Raw genomic sequence first — 18,386 nt, forward strand, 5'->3', positions numbered from 1 at the left:
CCACAAGCCAAGGGCTGAGCATGTCCAACCCATCTTGGGGGCCTCCGGCTACGAACCACCTGCATGAAGAAGCTCAGGAACTGGCTCAGGGGACCCACCGCATTGGCTGCACTGGCCGGGGTGGCTGCTGCCGCCGTCGTACTTTCCGTTGCGGAACTGATCGGCGCCTTCTTTACGGCCCGGGCTACTCCTGTCATCGCGCTGGGGTCAACCTTCATCGACTTCACACCGCCGTGGATGAAGGATTTTGCCGTCACCACGTTCGGCACAAACGACAAGGCCGCGCTGTTTGTGGGAATGGGCCTGACCATCTTCGTGCTCGCTTGCGTGCTGGGCATCGTGGCCTTCCGCAATTGGGCACTGGGCGTGTTGGGTGTTCTCGGCATGGGCGCGGTGATCGTGGCCGCCGTGGTGACCCGGGCCAGCGTGAAGCCCGTGGATTCCATACCGAGCCTGATCGGCACGGTGGCTGGGCTCGTGGTTCTCCGCCTTTTGGTGGCCCGGCTCTGGCGGCTGAAGTCGTTCCCTGACGCCCCTGCCGACACCGCGGCCAAAGGCATCGAGCGTCCCGCCACCACGCGCCGAACCTTCTTCGCCGCGACCGGTATCACCGTTGCCGCAGCCGCCATCGCAGCCGGCGGCGGCCGGTTCCTGAGTGCTGCACGCAGCAATGTGGCCAAGGCCAGGGATTCCTTGAAACTCCCCGCTCCCGCCAGGGCGGCCGCTCCCGTTCCCGCGGGCGTCCAGTCCCCGACGCCGGGAGTCACCCCCTGGCTCACCCCGTCCAAGGACTTTTACAGGATCGACACCGCCTTGAGCGTGCCTGAGATCAACGCCCAGGACTGGGAGCTCCGGATCCACGGACTGGTGGAGCAGGAGGTCCGGCTGAACTTTCAGGATCTGCTCGACTCCCAACTGATCGAAACCCACGTCTCGCTCACGTGTGTGTCCAACCCCGTAGGCGGAAACCTGGCCGGCAACGCCAAATGGCTGGGCATGCCCATCCGTGACGCGCTCAAACAAGCCCGACCCAAACCCGGAGCAGACATGGTCCTCTCCACCTCGATCGACGGCTTCAGCGCCTCCACCCCCTTGGAAGTGCTCCAGGACGGCCGGGATGCCATCCTGGCCATCGGTATGAACGGCGAACCCCTACCGCTCGAACACGGCTACCCCGTGCGCATGGTGGTTCCGGGTCTTTACGGCTTCGTCTCCGCGACCAAATGGGTGGTGGATCTGGAAGTCACCCGATTCGCGGACAGCAAGGCCTATTGGACCACCCGCGGTTGGTCCGAGCGGGGTCCGATCAAGACCATGGCCCGTCTGGAAGTTCCCAAGTCCTTCGCCAAGGTGCCTGCCGGCAGGGTCGCTTTGGGCGGCACGGCCTGGGCCCAGACCCGCGGCATCAAGAAGGTGGAGGTCCAGGTAGACAACGGCCCATGGGTCGAAGCCACCCTTGCCGCGGAGGCATCTGTTGTCACGTGGCGGCAGTGGTCCTTCAACTGGGACGCCACTCCGGGTCCCCACTACATCAAGGTCCGGGCCACGGACGGAACCGGTGAAGTGCAGACCGAAAAGCGCGCGGATCCTGTGCCTGACGGCGCCTCGGGATGGCAGTCCGTCATGGTGACCGTGGAGTAGCCCGGGAAGCCGGTTCCTTCACCCTAGACTTGCATCATGCCCTTGAGTTCGCATGAAACCTTTAGCGTTGAGTCCGCCGTCGAACTGGCAGTGATCGAACGCAGCGGCTTCATCGAATCGCGCCACATCGGTTCCGCAGTGGTTCTTTCCGGTGACGGCTCCGTGGTGACCCGGCTCGGCGACATCACGACGCCCATCTACGCCCGCTCCGCGCTCAAGCCTTTCCAGGCCCTCGCGTCGATGCAGTCGGGGGTTCCATTGCGCGGCGCCCAGGTGGCTTTGGCATGTGCCAGCCATGTGGGCTCGCTGGATCACATGGACGTTGTGGAAGGCATGCTGAAAGCCGCGGGCGTCCGTGAAGAACAGCTGCAGTGCCCCTCGGTATGGCCACAGGACGAAGTCGCCCGCAATTGGTTGATCCGTTCCGAGCACGGCAAGTCCAAATTGGCTTCCAATTGTTCAGGCAAGCACGCTGCGTTCCTCTGGGCCTGCACCGAGAACGGCTGGGACACGCACAGTTACCTGGAGCCGAACCATCCCTTGCAGCACCGAGTGCGGACAGTTATCGAGGAATACAGCGGCGAGAAAATCGCCCACCTTGGGATTGATGGCTGCGGGGCACCGGTCGCCGCGCTTTCCCTGACCGGGCTGGCGCGGGCTTACTCGCGCCTTGCCCAGGCCCCGCGGGACCAGAGCTCCAACGCCCGCGCGGCGACCATTGCCACGTCCATGTTGGACTACCCGTGGGCAGTGCAAGGCCGCGGCGAGGCGAACACCATCGTCATGGACGAACTCGAAGTGCTTGCCAAAGGCGGAGCGGAAGGCGTCCTGGTCTTGGCAACCGCCACAGGCGCCTCCGTCGCAGTGAAGATCCTCGACGGGAATCCCCGCGCAGCCACCCTGGTTGGACTCACGCTTCTGGCGGTTGCCGGCGCCGTCGATATTCCCGGAGTCTCGAGCGTGCTCGAAAAGGTCGTGGAGCCCGTCCTCGGCGGCGGCCAATCGGTTGGCAGGATCCGCCTCGGCCACGCCGTTTCGGCGCTGCTGGACTGATTGGAACCGGCGAACCATGGCAATTGCACGACGCCGGATCGACCTTGCGGAAGGCCGCGCGGCACTGGCCGCCTGGCAGGCCGCCGTCGGGCAGGAAACGGTGCCGGGGACACCGCCGTCGCGCACTGTGCTGGCCACCGCGGTGCGCTACTCGCTGGAGGAACTCACCGCCCGCGCTCCCGGCAATTCGGTTGAAGTCAGGGTGCCGCCCTTCGGCGTCACCCAGTGCGTGGAGGGACCCCGGCATACGCGCGGCACCCCTCCCAACGTCATAGAGTGCGACGCCGCCACCTGGCTGGCGATGGTCACCGGCCGCTTAGCTTGGTCCGACGCCGTCGACGCCGGACGGGTAGCCGCGTCGGGCCTGCGCGCCGATTTGTCGGAGCTGCTGCCGCTGCTCTGAGCGCTTAAATGGTTGATCGCCCCACGGCGCCGTGGGGCGATCAACCGGTATGGTGCGTGGTGCCTTAGTCCGGACTGACGGAGGGGCTCCGGTGTTGGCCCGGTTTGGTCATTTCGAACTGCGGAATCGCATCGGGGTTCGGGCCGCCGCGGAACTTCGGTGAAGGCTCGCGTCCTTCGCTGAGGCGCTCGATTTCCTGTTCCTCGAAGACGTCTTCGGCTCCGAGCATGATGGCGGAATCCTCGTTGGTGATCTCGCCCTTGAAGGCGCGGAGCATGACCGAACGGTCAAACTGGCCTTCCCATTTCGCGACGACGAACGTAGCCACGCAGTTGCCCAGGAGGTTGACGACGACGCGCATGGAGTCCATGAGGCGGTCTGCACCGAGGAGCAGCGCGACGCCGGCGACCGGGAAGATGCCCAGTGCCGCGGCGGTGGCCGAGAGTGCGAGGAAGGACGAGCCCGGGACGCCCGCCATGCCTTTGGACGTGAGGAGCAGGACACCCAGGGCTGCCAGCTGCTGGCCGAGGTCGAGGTGGTGGCCGAAGGCCTGGGCCAGGAACAGCAGCGAGATCGAAAGGTAGATCGCGGCGCCGTCGAGGTTGAAGGAGTAGCCAGTCGGGACAACCAGGCCGGTGGTGGCCCGGGAGCAACCAGCGTTGGTCAGCTTGGTCATGATCCGGGGCATGACCGCCTCGGTGGATGCGGTGCCGAGCGCGAGGAGGAATTCCTCACGGGTGTACTTCAGGAACTGCCACAGGGGCACCCGGGCAAAGCTCCAGGCGACGAGGAACAGCAGGCCGATGAAGACGATGGCCGCCCCGTAACAGGAGGCGATCAGGAGCGCATACGTCCCGAGGGTGTCGAGGCCGTATTGGCCGATGATGAACGCCATCGCTCCAAACGCGCCGATGGGTGCCACTTTCATGATCCAGGACATGATCTTGAAGATCAGTTCCAACACGGTTTCCATGAGGCTGATGACCGGTAGGCACCGCTCGCGTCCGATGACGACGATTGCCGCGCCGAAGAAGACCGAGAAGAACAGGACCTGGAGCAGGCTGTTGCTGGCGAAAGCGCCGATCACAGACGTGGGAATGATGTCCAGGAGGAAGGACGCCGCATCCTTGGGCGGCGCAGTCCCGGTCTTTGCGTTCAGCGCATCCTGGGAAAGGGTGCTCGGATCGATGTGGAGTCCGGCGCCGGGCTGGACCAGGTTTCCCACGATCAGGCCGAAGACCAGGGCAAAAAGCGTGGCACCGGTGAAGTAGAGGAGTGCCTTGACCCCGACCCTTCCGACCGCCTTGACGTCGCCCACTGCCGAGATTCCCGTCACGATCACGAGGAAGATCAGCGGAGCAATGATCATCTTGATGAGTTGAATGAAACCATCGCCCAGTGGCCGGAGGGCGGACCCGATGTTCGGCCAGAAATGGCCGATGAGTACACCTGCGACGACGGCGATCAGAATTTGGAAGAAGAGCGACTTGTACAGTGGCTTCTTCTTCCGCGGGGCCGAACTCGCCTTCAGCGCCGCAGAGTCTGGGAACTTCATTGATCTGAACCAATCAGTTTGGGAACAGCCCCGATTTTCGGGGATGAATTCAATGTAATCCCGATCACACCATTCCACAAGGGGGAATTCAAATTTCACAATGTGGAATCCAGGGAATCAGCGTTGCACCTCCTCAGCCGCCTTGTCCGCGAAGATCCGGAACCCGCGCCCTGAGTCGAAGCCGTGGATTTCACGTGTATCCAATGCAGCCATGAACGCCAACGTCTGGCTGGTGATGACCTGACCCGGGACGAGGATAGGGAACCCCGGAGGGTAGGGCGTGACGAATCCGGCCGACACAACTTCGTCGCCCGCCGCGATCCTGGCCTTGAGCTCGTCGGCCGCCAGGTACGCGGTTGATCCATCCTTGTAGCTCTCGAAATAGGCGGCCCGGATGTCCCCATCGGGACTGAGCGGATCGCCCCGGTAGCGGTCCGCGAACCTGCTGAAGTCCGGCAAGGGCGGAGTGGCTCCCGTGAGGCCCACGGCGCGACCGGCGTCTGCCGTTTTCCGCGCCGCCCGCTTCTCCTCGAACGACTCGGCCAGCTTGACCAGGACTTCGATCAGGTAGGCGACGGCGCTGCGGGAGGTGCCGATGTTGGTCATGAAGAGCACGGTGTTACGTGATGTCTTGTTGACTTGGATCCCGTGTTTGTCGGCGAGATAGCGGTGCCGGAACGTGTCGCCGTCGATCCCTGTCCGGCTGATATCCAGCGTGAGGCGGCTGGGGTCGACGACGAACTCGTCGTGCCGCCAGGCGTCCGCCAGGGCTGCCAGCCCGTCCCGGAGCGGCATGGCGCTGCCCGTTTCCCGATAGGGCGCCGCAATGAGGTCCCTCGACGTGAGGACCCGGAAGTATTTCTTCAGCAAGGTGTGGCGGGCCACAGCCTGGGCAACGCTGGTTGCCAGATCCGCCTGTTTCTGAACCAGGCCGAAACCCTCAAGTTCTATCTGGCGGCGCCCGATGTCGAGAGAAGCGAGGATCTGGTAATTGGGCGAGGTCGAAGTATGGGTCATATACGCTTCGCGGAACGCCTCTTGGTTATGCTCGCTGAAGTCCTGGTCGAAGATATGGATCATGGATCCCTGGCGCAACGAAGTGAGGGTCTTGTGGGTGGACTGCGTGGCGTAGACGCGCAGTCGCGCTTTCGCTGGATCCGGGATCAGCCGGGTCTTCAGCCAGACTTCATCATCGGCGGGCGCGCCCGTCACCGCATCGTAGAGCGATGCCGCTTGTTCAGCATGCCTGCAGGCGTAGTCGGGATCACCGAAAGAAGCCTCAAGCGTCCTCGCCGCTGCCATGGCCGTCCTGCGTCGGAAGACGGGGTGAGACCGGGCGAAGGCGAACCACGCTTCGTCCCAAAGGAAGACCAGGTCGGGTTTGATGGCCAGGCATTCTTCCATGACCCGTTCGACGTCATAGACGATGCCGTCGAAGGTGCAGTTGGTCAGCGTGATCATTTTGACCGCATCCAGGCGCCCGGCACGTCGGTAGGCCAGCAACCGGGCCTTGATGCTGGCAAGGGGTACGGCGCCGTAGAACGCGTACTGGTCCAGCGGGTAGGCATCCAAGTAGGAAACCTGGGCCCCGGCGAGGACGAAAGCGTAATGGTGGGATTTGTGGCAGTTGCGGTCGACGAGGACCACATCCCCTGGAGCAAGGATGGACTGATGAACGATCTTGTTTGCGGTTGACGTTCCATTCGTGACGAAGAAAGTCTTTTGGGCGCCGAAAGCCCGCGCCGCCAAGTCCTGGGCCTCCTTGATCGATCCGTGCGGATCCAACAGCGAGTCGAGGCCCCCCGAAGTCGCAGACGTCTCGGCCAAGAGAAGATTCATCCCGTAGAAATCAACCATGTCGCGGATCCAGGGCGAATTGCCCACCGAGCCGCCGCGAGAGATCGGCAAGGCGTGGAAGACGCTGGCCGGCCGCCGGCTGTATTCCTGCAGCGCAGTGAAAAACGGGGTCCTGTACCGCTCAGCGACGCCCGACAACAGCGATAGGTGCAGGTCGAGATTGTCCTGCCTGCGGAAAATCCTCCGGAACCGCTTCGTCAGTGAACCCGCAAGGCTCTCCATGGCGACACCGGCTACCAGGTACACATCCAGTTCGGGGCGTAACTCGGAGATCTGCTCGGCCAGGCTAAGGAACCTGCCCAGCGGTGGCATTCCGGCAAGTTCAGGGCCAACCAGGCCGGCAACGTATTTCCTCAGGTCGCGGCCAAGCGGCTGGCTGCTGCCGATGGTGAATCCCGGGCGGAGAATGCAGGCCTGGATGGCAGGGTTCAGGACCAAAGCAACCAGCGCATCCTCGTAGCTGGGAACCACGATGAGTTCATAGGTGAAGGCATCCGACGGCCTCCGCTGTGCCAGCATGTCCGCTTTCAGCGCTTCGGCTTCCTGTTCGGTGATGTCGTCGACAAACAGGACCTCGAACCGTGGCCGCTCCCGCGCTGGCCGTTGCTCCGCGGAGCCCTCGTCCTGCACACCCGAAATGGAGCGCTCCGCCCCGGAATGACCTGGTTCCGGACTGACTGGTCCCGGACCGACGGAAGGCATCAGGTGGGACATTCCGCGGATCATCTCGAGTCCGGCGTCGTAATCACCCGAATCCACGCAGTCGAGTAGCGGCACCAACGCGGCCAGCCCCGGCGCCGCCCAATACAGTTCCACGGCCTTCAGCAGGCGCAGGGCCTGGATGGCCTGATCGTGGAGACCGGAATGCGACCGCGTTCCCGGGCCGCTCTTTGCCAGCTGCTTGAACGCGTACCCGAGAAACTCCCACGCGTCGGCGCGCGACCGCCACGCGCTGCTGGGCGTGCCGATGTCCCGCAGGCTTCGCTTACCCAGGGTGGTTTGCTGGGTCAGGGTGGCGCTGTTGTTTCGCGACGTCATGCCGGGCAAGGTAATTCCGCTTTCCATCAATTCGTTGTGCATCAGGAGCGTTGGCCGCCCTGGGAGAAGGAGCCGGCGACGACGGGCAGGTCGCCCGTGTGGCCGCGTCGGGCCTCAGCTGCCTCCAGGATCCGTTTGCGGCAAGCGAACCAGCCGGCAATGAGCAGTGGTATCAGGAGCAGCAGTGAAGCGAGCACCCAGCGCCCGGTCTCCGAGAAACCCATCGTGAGGAGAACGAAGGCAAGGAAGGCGAGCGTGAGGTATGAGGTGAAGGGGGCTCCGAAGAGTCGGAATGACGGACGAACGGCCTTGCCGAGCCTGACCCAGGTTTGAAGCTTGATGTGGCACAGGATGATGGTTGCCCAGCCGCCGATGATCCCGATCGCAGACACCTCGAGAACGATCTCGAAAACTTGGGACGGCACCAGGGCATTCAGGCCGACGCCAAGAAGAGTGATCACCGCTGTCAGCAGGATGCCGCCATACGGCACCCCCGATTTGCTCATCCTGGCGGTGAACTGTGGCGCGGAGCCATTGACCGCCATGGACCTCAGGATCCGTCCCGTGGAATAGAGGCCGGCATTGAGACTCGACAATGCCGCTGTCAGGACAACGAAGTTCATCACCGATGCCGAAACAGCCGCGGCATGGGGATCTCCGAGATGGGAGAAGAAGGTGACGAAGGGCGATTCGCCGGTTTTGTACGCCGTGAACGGCAAAAGCAGCGAGAGGAGCACCACGGAACCGACATAGAAGAGTGCGATCCGGAAGACCACCGTGTTGACGGCCTTGGGCATCACCTTTTCCGGGTTGGCAGTTTCGCCTGCGGCCGTACCGACAAGTTCAATCGCGGCATAGGCGAACACGACGCCGCTGATCGCGAGCAGGGGCGCTACGGCACCGGTCGGGAAAGCTCCGCCGTGGTCCAGGATCACGCCCAGCCCGGGAACGCCGATGTCGGTCTTCCCACCAAACACGATGAAGCAGACCCCGACGACGAGGAAAGCTACCAGCGCAGTCACCTTGATCATGGCGAACCAGAATTCCATCTCGCCAAAGATTTTCACGGAGACGAGGTTGAGGGCCAGGACAATGACGAGGGCGCAAAGCGCGATAAGCCATTGTGGGATTGTTTGCAGCGGCACCCAGAATTGCCCCCAGAATTTGACGTAAAGCGCCACGGCGGTGACATCGACAATCGAGGTCATGGCCCAGTTGAGGAAGTACAACCAGCCGGCCGCGTACGCAAGCTTCTCGCCATAGAACTCCCGGGCATAGGACACGAACGAACCCGAGGATGGCCTGTGGAGAACCAGTTCGCCGAGCGCGCGCAGAATCAGGAACGCAAAGAACCCGCAGAGCGCGTACACGAAGATCAAGGCCGGACCCGAACTATTCAATCGGCCACCCGCCCCCATGAAGAGTCCCGTTCCGATCGCGCCACCGATCGCTATCATTTGGATCTGCCGGGGTTTGAGGGTCTTGTGGTAACCGGCGTCCTCGCTTGAAAAGTCCTGCGCGGCAGTCGAACGGTCGCCAAGAAGCTCCCGGTCGTTTTCCAGCAAATCAGCGGGATCAAGCCCGGCAATCTGAGCCCCGGCGATCGGGCTCGGCGCAGGCGGGTTCAATGTGCGTTTCATTCCAGGGGTCTCCTTTGACTCCGGTTCCGCGGGTGCGGCTGCATGCTCCAGAACTTGTCCCCCTGCTGACGCGTGGAATCACAGCTACACTGCTGGATCGTCAGAGGAGGGGACGGAAACAACTCTAGGTTCCGGCGGAAGGGAAGGAACTGTCTGGCCAGCTAAATTCGCCCGACCCCCGTTGTGCGCGAATGACAACTTCGTTCCGCCAGAGTGCGAGTAGTGTTCATGGCTGTGAGCGCGGCTAAGCCGCTTAGAGGAAGTGAATACGGGTGGCACCCCATGAATCTGCCGAGCATGTCATTGGCGCCATGCTCAGCGACATACTTGAAGACATTGGCGTCGACAACGGGCAACTGTTGGTTCCTCCCGGAACGGACAACGGCACGGTTCGAGAAACGGTGATCGTGGACGCCGAGGACGAGGCGCCGGTCCAGCGCGGGAGCTTGGTTCTGCTGATCGGAGTCCGGGGTCGCGCGGCATTGCCCGGCATCCGGAAGCTGATTCCGGACTACCCCGCCGCGGTCGCGGTGAAAGGAAACGAGGAGGACCTGGACGCCGTCCGGGAAGTGCTGTTTCCCACCGGAATCGGCCTGATCGCAGTGTCTCCGGCAATGAACTGGGGAACGCTGGAAAGCATCGCCAAGAACCGCATCCAGGAGCCTGCACTTTCCACCGACGCGTCAACGATCATTCACCGGGATCTTTTTGCGATCGCCCAGACGACAGCGACCCTGGCCAACGGCCACGTGGTCATTGAGGATCCGGCAAACCGCGTCCTGGCGTACTCGCCGGCCTCCAACGACGTCGATGAACTCCGCAGGCTCTCCATCCTGGCCCGGCGTGGACCGGAGCGTTACCAAAAACTGTTGAAGGAGTCAGGCGTCTACAAGCACCTGCAAGCGGCCGAGGCTCCCATCCACATGGAAGCCAACCCGACGGAAGGTCTCCGGGAACGGGTGGCGATCGGTATCCACGCAGGCAACAGGATCCTGGGGTACATCTGGCTTCAGGAAGGGAAGGAACCCCTCGCCCACAACACGGACAAGCTCATGGTTGGAGCGGCACGGCACGCGGCCATAGAACTGGTCCGGCACCGCAACGAGCAATCCCAGGCACTACGGCGAGACAGGATATCCAGCCTGCTCAGCGGCACTCCCCAGATCCACTCCCAGGCGCAGTCCGCGGGCATCGATCCATCCAAGCCGGCAGCCCTCGTCCTGATTTCCGCCCAAGGCAATGACGAGACGACAGCGGGCTTGCAACTGCGGCGTGGCGAGTTGGCCAACGTGGCATCGATCCATGCGGCCGCCTACCGTCCCGGTGCCGTGGTGGGAGCCATTGGCCTGGAAATAGCCATGATTCTTCCTGACCTTGACCCCATAAAGTCTCCGCCGGCGATCAACCGCCTCATCAACGTCATTGTCCGGGACGCAAGAGTCCACCTGCATTGCCAGGTGCAGGCCGCCGTCGGTCCCGTCGTCGAACGCCTCGACGCATTGCATGGAACGCTGGAGCACGTCCGAAGCGTATTGAAGGTCCTGGAAAGCACTCCCTCGATCCATGTGGCGTCCTACGCAGACGTCGAAACGACTGTTTTGACGAAGGAATTGCTGGAGCTTCTGGCTTCGAGGACCGACCTTCGGCATGGTGGCATCTCCGTACTGTGCGACATGTACCCGGAGTTCGCCACTACGCTGTTGACGTACCTTGAATTCTTCGGTGATGTGAACCGGTGCGCGGAAGAACTGGCCATCCACCGGAATACGGTCCATTACCGGCTGCGGCGAGCCTGCGAAGTGGCCGGCATCGACCTCCACTCCGCAGAGCAACGGCTGCTCGCGCATGTTCAGCTCAGGCTGTGGACCCACTCCGAAGGACGGCACTAAGAAACATGGACCTCCAGAATCTCCTTGACGACATTGTCGGCACGGTTCAGCCCTTGCTCGGCCAAGGAGCGCCTGCAGACTACATCCCGAGCCTGGCCGCGGTTGATACCAAGCAATTCGGCATTTCCGTGGCAACCTCCAACGGCGACGTGTTCTCCTCCGGAGACGCCGATGTGCCCTTCTCCATCCAAAGCATTTCGAAGGTCTATGCCCTCGCCCTGGTGCTGGCCGGGGATGGCGACCGGATCTGGAAGCGCGTGTTCCGGGAGCCCTCCGGTAATCCGTTTAATTCCTTGGTGCAGCTCGAACACGAAGACGGAATTCCGCGGAATCCGTTCATCAATGCCGGCGCCCTGGTTGTCACCGACAGGCTGCTCAGCATCGTGGGCAACTCGGCGTCTCCCGTCCGGGAATTGCTCCGGCAGGAAAGCGGCAACAACTCTATCGATGCCGACCCCGAGGTGGCCGCTTCAGAGGCCGCGAACAGTCACCGCAACGCCTCGCTGGCACACTTCCTGGCAAGCTACGGAAACCTCGAAAACCCCGTGGACTCGGTCCTCAAGGCATACATCAACCAGTGCGCGCTTGAAATGAGCTGCACTGATTTGGCCCTCGCGAGCAGATTCCTGGCCAACAACGGGCTGCGCGGGAACGGCACGGCTCTTCTGTCGCCCTCGCAGACAAAGAGAATCAACGCCGTGATGCTCACGTGCGGCACCTACGACGCCGCCGGCGAATTCGCGTACCGCGTGGGACTCCCTGGAAAAAGCGGGGTGGGTGGCGGCATTGTGGCCGTGGTACCCAACAAATGCACCATCTGTGTCTGGAGCCCCGGCCTGGGACGATCCGGGAATTCACTGGCAGGCGTTGCCGCACTCGATGAGTTCACCACGCGCACTGGCTGGTCGATTTTCTAGCAGCGCCGGGCTTCAAGCAGTAGCCGGGCTTCCAGCAGCTGCCACCTAGCCCCGGCCCACGAACGGCATCCCGGCGGCGGTCACCACCACGGAACCAACATTGGCCGACGCGGGCATGTTGGCCATCATGAGCACAGCGCGTGCAGCATCCTCCACAGGAAACATGGGCTCCACGCGCCTGCTGCCATCTGCCTGGAGCGCCCCCGAGCCCACGCCGATGGTGTCCATGATTTCGGTGCGGGTGTTGCCGATATCGATCTGCCCGCACGTAATGCCATACGGGCGCCCGTCAAGCTCTATGCTCTTGGTCAGGCCGCTCATGGCGTGCTTGCTCACGGTGTACGCGACGGACAATGGCCGCGGCGAATGGGCTGAGATGGAGCCGTTGTTGATGATGCGTCCGCCCTGTGGCTCCTGCGTCTTCATGGTGCGCACGGCCTCGGCCGCGCACAACATGGAACCGGTGACATTCACCGCCAGGGTGGCATTCCAATCGGTCACGCTGATCTCGTCCACGCCTCCGGAAGGGCCGAAGATGCCCGCATTGTTGAACAGGACATCAACCCTCCCCCAGCGCTGGCGGGCCGCCGCGAAAAGGCGCGCGACGTCGTCGGGCACTGTCACATCGCACGGCACCGCAAGCGCCTCGGGGTGGCCGTCGGCAGTCTCGAGGAGCTGCGCTTCCCGCCGTCCGGCGAGGGCAACGCGGTAACCTTCGGACAACAGAAGGCGGGCCACCGCCCGCCCGATCCCGGAACCGGCTCCGGTGACGACGGCGACCCGGGGCCGGGTAGGGATGGTTTCGCTCACGCGGTTCTCCTGTTTGTTGAGCTAGCGCGCGGCGGGAGCATCCGCCGTCGTCGTGTCCGTTATGGTCAGGGGCCAGCCTATGACGGTCTTGGGGCGCGGCGTGGCGTAGGTCCGGACCTTGGACGTTGACAGTCCCAGGCGGACGAGCGACTCGGCGATGGTCACGGCGGCGGCGACTCCGTCCACCACCGGAACGCCGCAGCGTTGGCGGATCTGTTCGTCGAGCCCTGCCATGCCGCCGCAGCCGAGGACGATGACCTCGGCTTTGTCGTCACGCACGGCGCGTTCGGCCTGTTCCACGATGGCTTCGACTGCGCGGTCCGGGTATTCCTCGAGCTCCAGGACGGCCATGCCGCTCGCGCGGACGGATGCACAGCGGTCGTCGAGGCCGGCGAGCTTGAGGCGGTCTTCGATGAGCGGGACCGCGCGGTCAAGAGTAGTGACCACGGAGTATTTGTGGCCGAGGAACATCGCGGTGCTGGCCGCGGCCTCGGTGATGTCGACCACCGGGACGTCGAGGAGCTCCTGGAGTCCCTCGCGGCCGTGCTCGCCATGGCCGGCCTGGATGACGGCGTCGAACGGTTCGGGGTAGTTGACCACGCGGTCCATCACTGCGATGGCGGCGAGGTAGCTTTCAAAGTTCCCTTCGCAGGAATCGGCGCCGAACCGCGGGGTGATGCCGATGATCTCGGTGCCGGGAGCCGCGACGCTTCGGGCCTGGGCCGCGATGGAGTCGGTCATGGATTGGGTGGTGTTGACGTTTGCGACGAGGATGCGCATGTGTTCCTCCTGGGTAGCCCAACTAACTCGCAGTTGTTGTCGTTTTGACGGGCGAAAACGACATTAACTGCGAGTCAGTTGAGTATTAGTGATTGCTGACGACGGCGATCGGCTCGCCGGAGACGTCGGTGTGCTGCTGCTTCTTGTCCGCGAAGACGTAGTAGCACAACGCTCCAATGCCTGCTCCGAAGAACCAGGCGAACGGTGCCACGGCCTCGAGAGCCGGAACGAACGCAATGAGGACGGCGACGACGGCGGCCGGAACCATTGCGGCGATCGCCCGGGGGTTGACGCCGCGCTTGTAGAAGTAGGTGCCCGAAGGGTGGTCCGTGTAGAGGTCAAGGATGTTGACCTTGCCGCGGCGCAGGAGCCAGTAGTCGGCCATGACGACGCCGAACAGCGGGCCGAGCAGCGCGCCGAGTCCGCCCAGGAAGTACACGATCACCAAGGGGTTGTTGTAGAGGTTCCACGGCAGGATGACCAGACCGATGGTACCGCTGACCCAGGCTGCCTTGCGGAAGTTCAGGTGCTTGGGGAAGAGATTGGTGAGCGCGTAGACAGGTGCCACGAAGTTCGCCATGAGGTTCACTGCGATGGTCAGGATCAGCAAGGCAAGGCAGGCCAGGACGAGGAAGAGCGTGTTGGGGATGCTCTGCACGATGTCGGAGGGGCTTTCAATGATCTTGCGGTTGATCTTGTACTGGCCGCCGGCCATGATGACCACGATTGCGCCGAACAGGAGCATGTTGATGGGGATGCCCCAGAAGTTGCCGCGGACAATGGACTTCTTGGACACCGAGGAACGGGTGAAGTCGCAGAAGTTCAGGACGAACGTGCCGTAGATGGAGACCCACAGCGCGCCGCCGGCAAAGATCGTGCGCCACATCTCCCCGCCTTCAAGCCCCTTGATGCCGGACCACTGGATGGCGCCCCCGGCCTCCACGAAGACCCAGATGGCAATGGCCAGCATGGTGGCGAGAATGATGGGGCCGGCGAAGGCCTCGTATTTGCGGATCATCTCCATGCCGAAGCTGACGATGACCAACTGGACAATCCAGAGGGATACGAAGGCGATCCAGCCAAGGGTGGACAGGCCGAGGATCGAGTTGGCGTCCATGTCCTTGAGCCCAGGGAACATGGCGACAAGCATGACGCGGAGCACCACGGAGGCAAGGTAGGTCTGAATTCCGAACCAGGCGATGGCCACTGCGCCTCGGACCAGGCTGGCCAACTGGGCGCCCCGGATACCGAAGCTGATCCGGCTCATCACCGGGAAGGGGACGCCGGTCTTCTGGCCCATGAATCCGGAGAAGGTCAAGAGGGTGAACAACAAAACCGCGCCGATGCCCAGGGCCACGAGGATTTGCCACCCGCCCAGGCCGAGCGAAAAGAGGCCGATGGCGAAAGCGTAGTTGCCAAGGCTGTGGACGTCGTTGGCCCAGAGGGTGAAGATGCTGTAGCTGGTCCAGCGCCTACCCTCCTTCTTGGTGGGGGCGAGGTCGAGGTTGTAGAGGCTGGGGCTGATGTCACGGCCTGCTGCGACGGACGCTACATCGCACAGGGTTTCATTTCCTACTGACGGATGGACCGAACTGCCTGGCAGTACGGTCTGCTCCGGAGCCGCTGTGACGCCGACTGGGGGAGTCGATTGCATCGTGGATCTCCACTTCTTTGTGGTGCTGCAACTAGGCTTCCGAGACGCTGTGAGAGGAGTTGAAACTTTTTCGCATCGTGGAATCTAGTTATTGAATAGTGAAATAACTGTATGAGCTAGGTCACCTTTGGTCAAGGCCTGCGGTCCCGACGGCGGTCACAAACGGCAGAGTGGGGCCGCGAGGCCTTGCGGGCACTAGCCTCCGCAACGCGAGATTGACGCTTGGCGAACGCATGGCTAATCTCGAATTACAGAATTTTATTCTCACAATACGAAATTTCTATGCACGTTTTCAGCGCGCACCACAGTGCAAGCGCCCAGACATTCAATGAAGAGAGGTTGGACGTGGCTGCAGGAGAAGAGACCTCACACATCCTTAGCGGGTTGACTTCCCAGCTGCCTGATCGTGATCCGGAAGAGACTGCCGAGTGGGTTGAGTCTTTGGATGCGTTGATCAGGGAGCAGGGCACGGAGCGGGCGCAGTTCATCATGCGCAGCCTGCTTCAGCGGGCAGGGTCCCAGTCGGTGGGGGTCCCGATGGTGACGACCACCGATTACGTGAACACGATCCCGGCGGACCAGGAAGCACCGTTCCCGGGCAACGAGGAGTTCGAGCGCCGGTACCGGGCGTACATGCGCTGGAACGCGGCCGTGATGGTGCACCGGGCCCAGCGGTCCGACATCGGGGTGGGCGGGCACATCTCCACCTATGCCGGGGCCGCGACCTTGTACGAGGTCGGCTTCAACCATTTCTTCCGCGGCAAGGACCACGCCTCGGGCGGGGACCAGGTCTTCTTCCAGGGACACGCGTCCCCGGGCATGTACGCCAGGGCGTTCATGGAAGGCCGGCTCTCGGAGGAGGACCTGGACGGGTTCCGGCAGGAAAAGTCCAAACAAGGCCACGCCCTCTCCTCCTACCCGCACCCGCGCCTGATGCCCTCGTTCTGGGAATTCCCGACCGTGTCCATGGGCATCGGCCCGATGAACGCGATCTACCAGGCCCAGTCCAACCGCTACCTGCACGACCGCGGCCTCAAAGACACCAGTGACCAGCAGGTCTGGGCGTTCCTGGGCGACGGGGAAATGGACGAGCCCGAGTCCCGCGGCCTGCTCCAGCTCGCCGCGAACGAGAACCTGGACAACCTGAACTTCGTGATCAACTGCAACCTCCAGCGCCTGGACGGACCCGTCCGCGGCAACGGGAAGATCATGCAGGAACTGGAGGCGTTCTTCCGCGGCGCGGGCTGGAACGTCATCAAGGTCGTCTGGGGCCGGGAATGGGATGACCTCCTGGCCAAGGACACCGACGGGTCCCTGGTGAAGATCATGAACGAAACCGTCGACGGGGACTACCAGACCTACAAGGCCGAATCCGGCGGGTTCGTCCGGGAACACTTCTTCGGGAAGACCCCGGCCACCAAGGACATGGTCGCGGACCTGGACGACGAGCAGATCTGGAACCTCAAACGCGGCGGGCACGACTACCGCAAGGTCTACGCCGCGTACAAGGCCGCGGTCGAGTTCAAGGGCAAACCCACCGTGATCCTGGCCAAGACCGTCAAGGGCTACGGACTCGGACCCCACTTCGAGGGCCGCAACGCGACCCACCAAATGAAGAAACTCACTCTCGACGATCTGAAGGAATTCAGGGATTACTTGAGGATTCCGATTTCCGACGCCCGATTGGAAGAGGATCCTTACCGGCCGCCGTACTACCACCCAGGCATGGACGCGCCCGAGATCGCCTATCTCCTCGAGCGCCGAGCTGCGCTGGGGGGTTCGGTCCCCGAGCGGCGTTCCAACCATGCGGCCATTGAGCTGCCCGACGCCAAGACCTTTGACGTTGCCAAGCGGGGAACCGGCAAGCAGCAGGCCGCCACCACCATGGCCTTCGTCCGTCTGCTCAAAGACCTGCTCCGCGACAAGAAATTCGGCCACCGGATTGTCCCCATCGTCCCGGACGAGTCGCGGACCTTCGGCATGGACGCGTTCTTCCCGACCGCGAAGATCTACAACCCGGGCGGCCAGAACTACCTCTCCGTGGACCGGGACCTCGTCCTGGCCTACAAGGAATCCCCCATGGGCCAGCTCATCCACCCCGGCATCAACGAAGCCGGCGCCGTCGCGGCCTTCACCGCCGCCGGCACCGCCTACGCCACCCACGGCGAACCCCTCGTGCCGATCTACGTGTTCTACTCCATGTTCGGCTTCCAACGCACCGGCGACGCCTTCTGGGCCGCCGCGGACCAAATGACCCGCGGCTTCATCATCGGCGCCACCGCAGGACGGACCACCCTCACCGGCGAAGGACTCCAACACGCCGACGGACACTCCCCCATCCTGGCCTCCACCAACCCCGCCGTCCTCACCTACGACCCCGCCTACGGCTACGAAATCGGCCACATCATCCGCGACGGACTCGAACGCATGTACGGACCGGCCGCAAGCGGCGAAGGAACCGGACCTGCATCCGATAGAAACGTGATGTACTACCTCACCGTGTACAACGAACCGATCAGCCAGCCCGCGGAACCGGAAAACCTCGACACCGAAGGCCTCCTGAAGGGCATCTACCTGCTCGCCCCGGCGAAAACCGACGGGCCCCGCGCGCAGATCCTGGCCTCCGGCGTCTCGGTCCCCTGGGCCCTGGAAGCCCAGAAAGTCCTCGCCCAGGACTGGGGAGTCTCCGCCGACGTCTGGTCCGTGACCTCCTGGAACGAACTCCGACGCGACGGACTCGCCGCCGAAGAACACGCCTTCCTGAACCCCGGCGAAGAACCCCGCACCCCGTTCGTCGCCCAGCAACTCGCCGGCGCCACCGGACCGGTCATCGCCGTCACCGACTACATGAAGGCCGTCCCGGACCAGATCCGCCAATTCATCCCCAACGAATTCGCCTCCCTCGGCGCCGACGGATTCGGATTCTCCGACACCCGCCAAGCCGCACGACGCTTCTTCAAAAACGACACCCACTCCATCGTCGTGAAGACCCTGCAACTACTCGCGGCGAGGGGCGAGGTTGACCCTAGTGCGCCGTCGTACGCCATTGACCGGTACAAGCTCCTCGACGTGGCTGCCGGAACCACCGGCGGTTCGGGAGGCGACTCCTAAAAAGCTGTAAAAAAGAATCGGCGGTAGTGCTCCGTGAG

At 63.2% G+C, this 18,386-nt stretch carries 12 protein-coding genes; 6 read left to right on the forward strand and 6 right to left on the reverse strand.

Annotation, left to right across the window (positions count from 1 at the left end; all coding sequences use genetic code 11):
• Positions 1–63 precede the first annotated feature (63 nt).
• From ACSKT0_RS20835 to ACSKT0_RS20845, 3 genes are read left to right on the forward strand one after another with little or no spacing between them, the layout of a single operon-like run.
• Positions 64–1,641: a molybdopterin-dependent oxidoreductase gene (locus ACSKT0_RS20835; RefSeq protein ID WP_437771422.1), complete on the forward strand. Its 1,578-nt coding sequence runs from the start codon at positions 64–66 to the stop codon at positions 1,639–1,641.
• A gap of 36 nt (positions 1,642–1,677) precedes the next feature.
• Entirely contained in the window at positions 1,678–2,694 is a 1,017-nt protein-coding gene (locus tag ACSKT0_RS20840; protein ID WP_437771423.1) for an asparaginase, read from the forward strand.
• A gap of 16 nt (positions 2,695–2,710) precedes the next feature.
• Positions 2,711–3,097 (forward strand): sterol carrier family protein, encoded by a 387-nt coding sequence (locus tag ACSKT0_RS20845; RefSeq protein WP_437771424.1) that lies wholly within the window; start codon positions 2,711–2,713, stop codon positions 3,095–3,097.
• Between the two features lie 64 nt (positions 3,098–3,161).
• Here the strand turns inward: ACSKT0_RS20845 and ACSKT0_RS20850 are convergent, their stop codons facing one another.
• The 3 genes from ACSKT0_RS20850 to ACSKT0_RS20860 all read right to left on the reverse strand — a co-directional run bounded on the left by ACSKT0_RS20850 (position 3,162) and on the right by ACSKT0_RS20860 (position 9,187).
• Complete coding sequence (locus tag ACSKT0_RS20850; RefSeq protein WP_437771425.1) at positions 3,162–4,652, reverse strand: cation:dicarboxylate symporter family transporter; 1,491 nt, start codon at positions 4,650–4,652, stop codon at positions 3,162–3,164.
• A gap of 117 nt (positions 4,653–4,769) precedes the next feature.
• A complete protein-coding gene (locus ACSKT0_RS20855) occupies positions 4,770–7,574 on the reverse strand; it encodes an aminotransferase class I/II-fold pyridoxal phosphate-dependent enzyme (protein ID WP_437771426.1) in 2,805 nt (934 codons plus the stop codon).
• Positions 7,575–7,588: 14 nt separating this feature from the next.
• Positions 7,589–9,187, reverse strand: a complete 1,599-nt coding sequence (locus ACSKT0_RS20860) for an amino acid permease (protein WP_437771427.1) — start codon at positions 9,185–9,187, stop codon at positions 7,589–7,591.
• A gap of 272 nt (positions 9,188–9,459) precedes the next feature.
• Between ACSKT0_RS20860 and ACSKT0_RS20865 the strand changes: the two genes are divergently transcribed.
• Both ACSKT0_RS20865 and ACSKT0_RS20870 read left to right on the forward strand, forming a co-directional pair.
• Entirely contained in the window at positions 9,460–11,076 is a 1,617-nt protein-coding gene (locus ACSKT0_RS20865; protein WP_437771428.1) for a PucR family transcriptional regulator, read from the forward strand.
• 5 nt (positions 11,077–11,081) lie between these two features.
• The gene (locus ACSKT0_RS20870; RefSeq protein ID WP_437771429.1) at positions 11,082–11,993 is read left to right on the forward strand and encodes a glutaminase; all 912 of its coding nucleotides are present in this window, start codon (positions 11,082–11,084) and stop codon (positions 11,991–11,993) included.
• A gap of 45 nt (positions 11,994–12,038) precedes the next feature.
• On the opposite strand, the gene ACSKT0_RS20875 is transcribed toward ACSKT0_RS20870, so the two are convergent.
• From ACSKT0_RS20875 to ACSKT0_RS20885, 3 genes are all read right to left on the reverse strand, one after another.
• Complete coding sequence (locus tag ACSKT0_RS20875) at positions 12,039–12,803, reverse strand: SDR family oxidoreductase (protein WP_437771430.1); 765 nt, start codon at positions 12,801–12,803, stop codon at positions 12,039–12,041.
• Positions 12,804–12,824: 21 nt separating this feature from the next.
• A complete protein-coding gene (locus tag ACSKT0_RS20880) occupies positions 12,825–13,583 on the reverse strand; it encodes an aspartate/glutamate racemase family protein (protein WP_437771431.1) in 759 nt (252 codons plus the stop codon).
• Between the two features lie 85 nt (positions 13,584–13,668).
• Positions 13,669–15,237 (reverse strand): NCS1 family nucleobase:cation symporter-1, encoded by a 1,569-nt coding sequence (locus tag ACSKT0_RS20885; protein ID WP_437771432.1) that lies wholly within the window; start codon positions 15,235–15,237, stop codon positions 13,669–13,671.
• Positions 15,238–15,582: 345 nt separating this feature from the next.
• Between ACSKT0_RS20885 and aceE the strand changes: the two genes are divergently transcribed.
• Entirely contained in the window at positions 15,583–18,348 is a 2,766-nt protein-coding gene (gene aceE / locus ACSKT0_RS20890) for a pyruvate dehydrogenase (acetyl-transferring), homodimeric type (protein ID WP_437771433.1), read from the forward strand.
• The last annotated feature ends 38 nt before the right edge of the window (positions 18,349–18,386 follow it).

It is taken from the genome of Arthrobacter sp. KNU40 (genome assembly GCF_051515115.1).
Taxonomy (GTDB): domain Bacteria; phylum Actinomycetota; class Actinomycetes; order Actinomycetales; family Micrococcaceae; genus Arthrobacter.

What these genes read in the sequence shown, in the direction of transcription:
- ACSKT0_RS20850 (WP_437771425.1), bottom strand. Translation starts at nt 4,652, where the DNA reads ATGAAGTTCCCAGACTCTGCGGCGCTGAAGGCGAGTTCGGCCCCGCGG.
- ACSKT0_RS20835 (WP_437771422.1), top strand. Translation starts at nt 64, where the DNA reads ATGAAGAAGCTCAGGAACTGGCTCAGGGGACCCACCGCATTGGCTGCA.
- ACSKT0_RS20855 (WP_437771426.1), bottom strand. Translation starts at nt 7,574, where the DNA reads ATGGAAAGCGGAATTACCTTGCCCGGCATGACGTCGCGAAACAACAGC.
- ACSKT0_RS20870 (WP_437771429.1), top strand. Translation starts at nt 11,082, where the DNA reads ATGGACCTCCAGAATCTCCTTGACGACATTGTCGGCACGGTTCAGCCC.
- ACSKT0_RS20880 (WP_437771431.1), bottom strand. Translation starts at nt 13,583, where the DNA reads ATGCGCATCCTCGTCGCAAACGTCAACACCACCCAATCCATGACCGAC.
- ACSKT0_RS20885 (WP_437771432.1), bottom strand. Translation starts at nt 15,237, where the DNA reads ATGCAATCGACTCCCCCAGTCGGCGTCACAGCGGCTCCGGAGCAGACC.
- ACSKT0_RS20860 (WP_437771427.1), bottom strand. Translation starts at nt 9,187, where the DNA reads ATGAAACGCACATTGAACCCGCCTGCGCCGAGCCCGATCGCCGGGGCT.
- ACSKT0_RS20840 (WP_437771423.1), top strand. Translation starts at nt 1,678, where the DNA reads ATGCCCTTGAGTTCGCATGAAACCTTTAGCGTTGAGTCCGCCGTCGAA.
- ACSKT0_RS20845 (WP_437771424.1), top strand. Translation starts at nt 2,711, where the DNA reads ATGGCAATTGCACGACGCCGGATCGACCTTGCGGAAGGCCGCGCGGCA.